4 protein-coding genes and 2 pseudogenes are annotated in these 4,233 nt (G+C 62.2%); 1 reads left to right on the forward strand and 5 read right to left on the reverse strand.

Annotation, left to right across the window (positions count from 1 at the left end):
* Positions 1 to 266 (reverse strand): annotated as a pseudogene (locus VA602_RS15330) (efflux RND transporter periplasmic adaptor subunit); the annotation flags it as partial.
* Between the two features lie 275 nt (positions 267 to 541).
* Between VA602_RS15330 and VA602_RS15335 the strand changes: the two are divergent.
* On the forward strand, positions 542 to 997 hold the full coding sequence (locus tag VA602_RS15335; RefSeq protein ID WP_323453645.1) for an REP-associated tyrosine transposase: 456 nt from the start codon (positions 542 to 544) through the stop codon (positions 995 to 997).
* A 79-nt stretch (positions 998 to 1,076) separates the two neighbouring features.
* Here the strand turns inward: VA602_RS15335 and VA602_RS15340 are convergent, their stop codons facing one another.
* The 4 genes and pseudogenes from VA602_RS15340 to VA602_RS15355 form a co-directional block, all read right to left on the reverse strand.
* The gene (locus tag VA602_RS15340; RefSeq protein ID WP_065862352.1) at positions 1,077 to 1,970 is read right to left on the reverse strand and encodes an ABC transporter permease subunit; all 894 of its coding nucleotides are present in this window, start codon (positions 1,968 to 1,970) and stop codon (positions 1,077 to 1,079) included.
* The gene (locus VA602_RS15345; RefSeq protein WP_172964842.1) at positions 1,967 to 2,848 is read right to left on the reverse strand and encodes an ABC transporter permease subunit; all 882 of its coding nucleotides are present in this window, start codon (positions 2,846 to 2,848) and stop codon (positions 1,967 to 1,969) included. Before VA602_RS15345 ends, VA602_RS15340 begins: the two co-directional genes overlap by 4 nt.
* A 35-nt stretch (positions 2,849 to 2,883) precedes the next feature.
* Complete coding sequence (gene potA, locus VA602_RS15350) at positions 2,884 to 4,026, reverse strand: polyamine ABC transporter ATP-binding protein (RefSeq protein ID WP_323453646.1); 1,143 nt, start codon at positions 4,024 to 4,026, stop codon at positions 2,884 to 2,886.
* Positions 4,027 to 4,095: 69 nt separating this feature from the next.
* Positions 4,096 to 4,233 (reverse strand): annotated as a pseudogene (locus VA602_RS15355) (polyamine ABC transporter substrate-binding protein); the annotation flags it as partial.

Consider the following 4,233-nt stretch of genomic DNA (forward strand, 5'->3'; position numbering starts at 1 on the left):
AGGCGCGCCAGCACCTGGTTGGCCTTGACGTGGTCGCCCACGTCGACGCTGCGGGCGATGATCTTGCCGCCCACGCGAAATGAAAGGTCGGTCTGTACGCGCGCCTGCACATCACCGGTGAGGGTGACGTTGGCGGCGAAATCGGTAGGTTCGACCCGTGCCACGCCGACGCGTGGCAGTTCAGGGCTGGACGCCTGTTCCTTGCAGCCTGACAGCACTGACAACAACCCCAGGCAAACGACCAACAGCGCACGCGTAAACGTCATGCAGGCTCCTTGCTTGCGCGCAAATGATTCGTGGGATGCGACTGTCAGCGTAGTCCAGGGTTCAATAAACGGCACTGGTGGGGTTCGGCTTTGGATCGGCGGGGAAGCTTTCGCGGGCAAGCCCGCTCCTACAGGGGGGTGGGCCTGTGGAAGCGGCGGTTCGGCGCTCCGACTTGCCCGCGAAAAGGCCAGCGCAAAATCCGGAAACCATGATTGGCATCCAGCCCGGAACAGCAGCGCTAACCTCCAGAAGCCAATTTCATGGAGGAAATTCGATGCCCCTGGCCCATTCCCACCGCCTGCGCCGCGGCCGCTGCTCAGAGCCTGGTAGGTGCTTCCTGCTGACTGCCGTCACACACGAACGACAACCCCTGTTCCACGACCTGCGCAGCGCCCGGCTGGTGGTGAAACAGCTACGCCAGTCAGATCAGGAAAACGCCAGCCGCACGCTCGCCTGGGTGCTGATGCCGGACCATCTGCACTGGTTGATCGAGTTGAAGGGGGTGACGCTTGGGAGTTTGATGCGCAGGTTCAAGTCGCGCAGCGCCATCACCCTGCGCAAGGCCGGAGTGCGGCATGTGCCGATCTGGCAGCCGGGGTATCACGACGCGGCTTTGCGCAAGGAGGAGGATGTACTGCAGGCAGCCAGATACATCATCGCTAATCCGCTGAGAGCAGGGCTGGTCAGCAGTGTGCGTGAGTATCCGCATTGGGATGCGGTCTGGCTTTGAGTCGGTGGTGAAGCCTTCGCGGGCAAGCCCGCTCCTACAACTGGACCTGTAGGAGCGGGCTTGCCCGCGAAAGGGCCGGTCAGGCCGATGCAGCAGCCTGTGCCGGACGCCGTACCTGAGGTTGGCCGACGTTCGCTGCAGCACCTTCCTCGATGGCTTGCTGGATCGCCCGGCGGCGGCGTTCTTCGGCGCGACGGCTGAAGTACCAGACCAGGAAGGTCACCAACGACACCGACAGCAGGATCAGGCTGGCCACGGCGTTGATCTCGGGCTTCACACCCAGACGCACGGCCGAGAACACTTCCATCGGCAAGGTGGTCGAGCCCGGGCCGGACACGAAGCTGGCCAGCACCAGGTCATCCAGCGACAGGGCGAACGACATCATGCCGCCTGCTGCCAGAGAAGGCGCGATCATCGGGATGGTGATCAGGAAGAACACCTTCCACGGCTTGGCACCCAGGTCCATCGCCGCTTCCTCGATCGACAGGTCCAGCTCACGCAGGCGAGCCGACACCACCACCGCCACATACGCGGCACAGAAGGTGGTGTGGGCGATCCAGATGGTGACGACGCCACGCTCCTGCGGCCAGCCGATCATCTGCGCCATGGCCACGAACAGCAGCAACAGGGACAGACCGGTGATCACCTCGGGCATGACCAGCGGCGCGGTGACCAGGCCACCGAACAGCGTGCGGCCCTTGAAGCGAGTGACCCGGGTCAGCACGAAGGCCGCCAGGGTGCCCAGCGCCACCGCGGCCACCGCCGTGTAGCAGGCGATCTCCAGCGAGCGCATCACCGAACCCATCAACTGGGTGTTGTCGAGCAGACCGACGTACCACTTCACCGACCAGCCACCCCACACCGTCACCAGCTTCGAGGCGTTGAACGAGTAAATCACCAGGATCAGCATCGGCAGGTAGATGAACAGCAAGCCGAGCACCAGCATCAGCTTGGAGAAACTGAAGCGCTTCATGCCCGACCCTCCATCTCTTTGGCCTGGCTGCGGTTGAACAGCAGGATCGGCACGATCAGGATCGCCAGCATCACCACTGCCAGCGCGGATGCCACCGGCCAGTCACGGTTGTTGAAGAATTCCTGCCACAGCACTTTACCGATCATCAGGGTTTCCGGACCGCCGAGCAGTTCAGGGATCACGAACTCGCCCACCACCGGGATGAACACCAGCATGCAACCGGCGATGATGCCGTTCTTCGACAGCGGCACGGTGATCTTCCAGAAGCTGTTGAAGGTGCTCGAGCCCAGGTCGCTCGCCGCTTCCAGCAGGCTCTGGTCATGCTTCACCAAGTTCGCGTACAGCGGCAGGATCATGAATGGCAGGTACGAATAGACCACGCCGATATACACCGCCAGGTTGGTGTTGAGGATCTGCAGCGGCTGATCGATCAGCCCGGTCCACAGCAGGAAGCTGTTGAGCAGCCCGTTGTTGCTGAGGATGCCCATCCAGGCATAGACGCGGATCAGGATCGCGGTCCAGGTCGGCATCATGATCAGCAGCAGCAGGACCGTCTGCATCTCCTTCTCGGCCTTGGAGATGGCGTAGGCCATCGGGTAGCCGATCAGCAGGCACAGCAAAGTGCTGAAGAAGGCGACCTTGAGCGAGCCAAGGTAGGCCGAGATGTACAGGTCATCCTCGGTGAGCAGGCCATAGTTGGCCAGGTTCAGCACCAGTTGGATCTTGTCCTCGACGTAGGTGTAGATCTCCGTGTACGGCGGGATCGCCACGTCGGCTTCGGCAAAGCTGATCTTCAGCACGATGAAGAACGGCAGCATGAAGAACAGGAACAGCCAGATGAACGGCACGCCGATCACCAGATGGCGTCCCTCGGGGATGATGCGCTGGAGGGCTCGTTTGAGCTTTCGCGGTTTCATGAGCGCAGCACCACGCCGCTGTCGTCTTCCCACCACACGTAGACTTCATCGCCCCAGGTCGGGCGTGCGCCCTGGCGTTCGGCGTTGGCGACGAACGACTGGACGATCTTGCCACTCGGCAGCTCGACGTAGAACACCGAGTGACCGCCCAGGTAGGCGATGTCGTGGACCTTGCCGCGCGACCAGTTGTGCTCGAACTCGGGCTGCTTGGTGGTGACCAGCAGCTTCTCGGGACGCAGCGCATAGGTGATGCTCTTGTCTTCCACCGAGGTGGTGACCCCGTGGCCGACGTAGATCTTGCGCTCGAGCTCCGGCGAGGCGATCAGCGCGTGGCCTTCGGCGTCGTCGATCACTTCACCTTCGAACAGGTTGACGTTGCCGATGAACTCGCACACCAGACGGCTGGTTGGCGTCTCGTAGATATCCACAGGCGAGCCGATCTGGGCGATCCAGCCCAGGTGCATGATGGCGATGCGCTGGGCCATGGTCATGGCCTCTTCCTGGTCGTGGGTCACCATCACGCAGGTCACACCGACCCGCTCGATGATCTCGACCAGTTCCAGCTGCATCTGCGAACGCAGTTTCTTGTCCAGCGCACCCATCGGCTCGTCGAGCAGCAGCAGTTTCGGACGCTTGGCCAGCGAGCGGGCCAGGGCCACGCGCTGACGCTGGCCGCCGGAGAGCTGGTGCGGCTTGCGCTTGGCGTACTGGGTCATGTGCACCAGCTTGAGCATCTCGGCCACGCGGGCTTCGATGTCGGCCTTGGGCATCTTGTCCTGCTGCAGGCCGAAGGCGATGTTCTGCGCTACGGTCATGTGCGGGAACAGCGCATAGGACTGGAACATCATGTTGATCGGCCGCTCGTAGGGCGGCATGTCGGTGATGTCGACACCGTCGAGGAAGATCCGACCTTCGGTCGGGCGCTCGAAGCCTGCGAGCATCCGCAGCAAGGTGGACTTGCCAGAACCGGAGCCGCCCAGCAGGGCGAAGATCTCGCCCTTGCGGATTTCCAGGGATACATCGTCCACGGCGATGGTTTCGTCGAACTTCTTCGTGACCCGGTCGATCTTGACCAGCACCTGCTTGGGCTGCTGGTCACCCTCGAGGGCTTTCTTATAGGCACCGGAGGCAACTGCCATGAGTGAAACTCCCAACAAGATTTTTGTGCCCGAACGGCCTGTGTGCAGGGCCGCGTCGGGTCTGGATTTTTACTTGCCCGACTTGACCTTGGTCCAGCTGCGGGTCATCAGACGTTGCACCTTGGGGGGCAACTCCGCGTTGACGAACATCTTGTCCAGCACTTCCTGCGATGGGTAAACCGCAGCGTCAGTTCTCACAGCCTGGTC

The sequence above is a fragment of the Pseudomonas machongensis genome (assembly GCF_034961125.1).
GTDB classification, from domain to species: domain Bacteria; phylum Pseudomonadota; class Gammaproteobacteria; order Pseudomonadales; family Pseudomonadaceae; genus Aquipseudomonas; species Aquipseudomonas machongensis.

Excerpts from the sequence above, each read along its gene's own strand:
- VA602_RS15335 (WP_323453645.1), top strand. The coding sequence starts at position 542 with ATGCCCCTGGCCCATTCCCACCGCCTGCGCCGCGGCCGCTGCTCAGAG.
- VA602_RS15340 (WP_065862352.1), bottom strand. The coding sequence starts at position 1,970 with ATGAAGCGCTTCAGTTTCTCCAAGCTGATGCTGGTGCTCGGCTTGCTG.
- potA (WP_323453646.1), bottom strand. The coding sequence starts at position 4,026 with ATGGCAGTTGCCTCCGGTGCCTATAAGAAAGCCCTCGAGGGTGACCAG.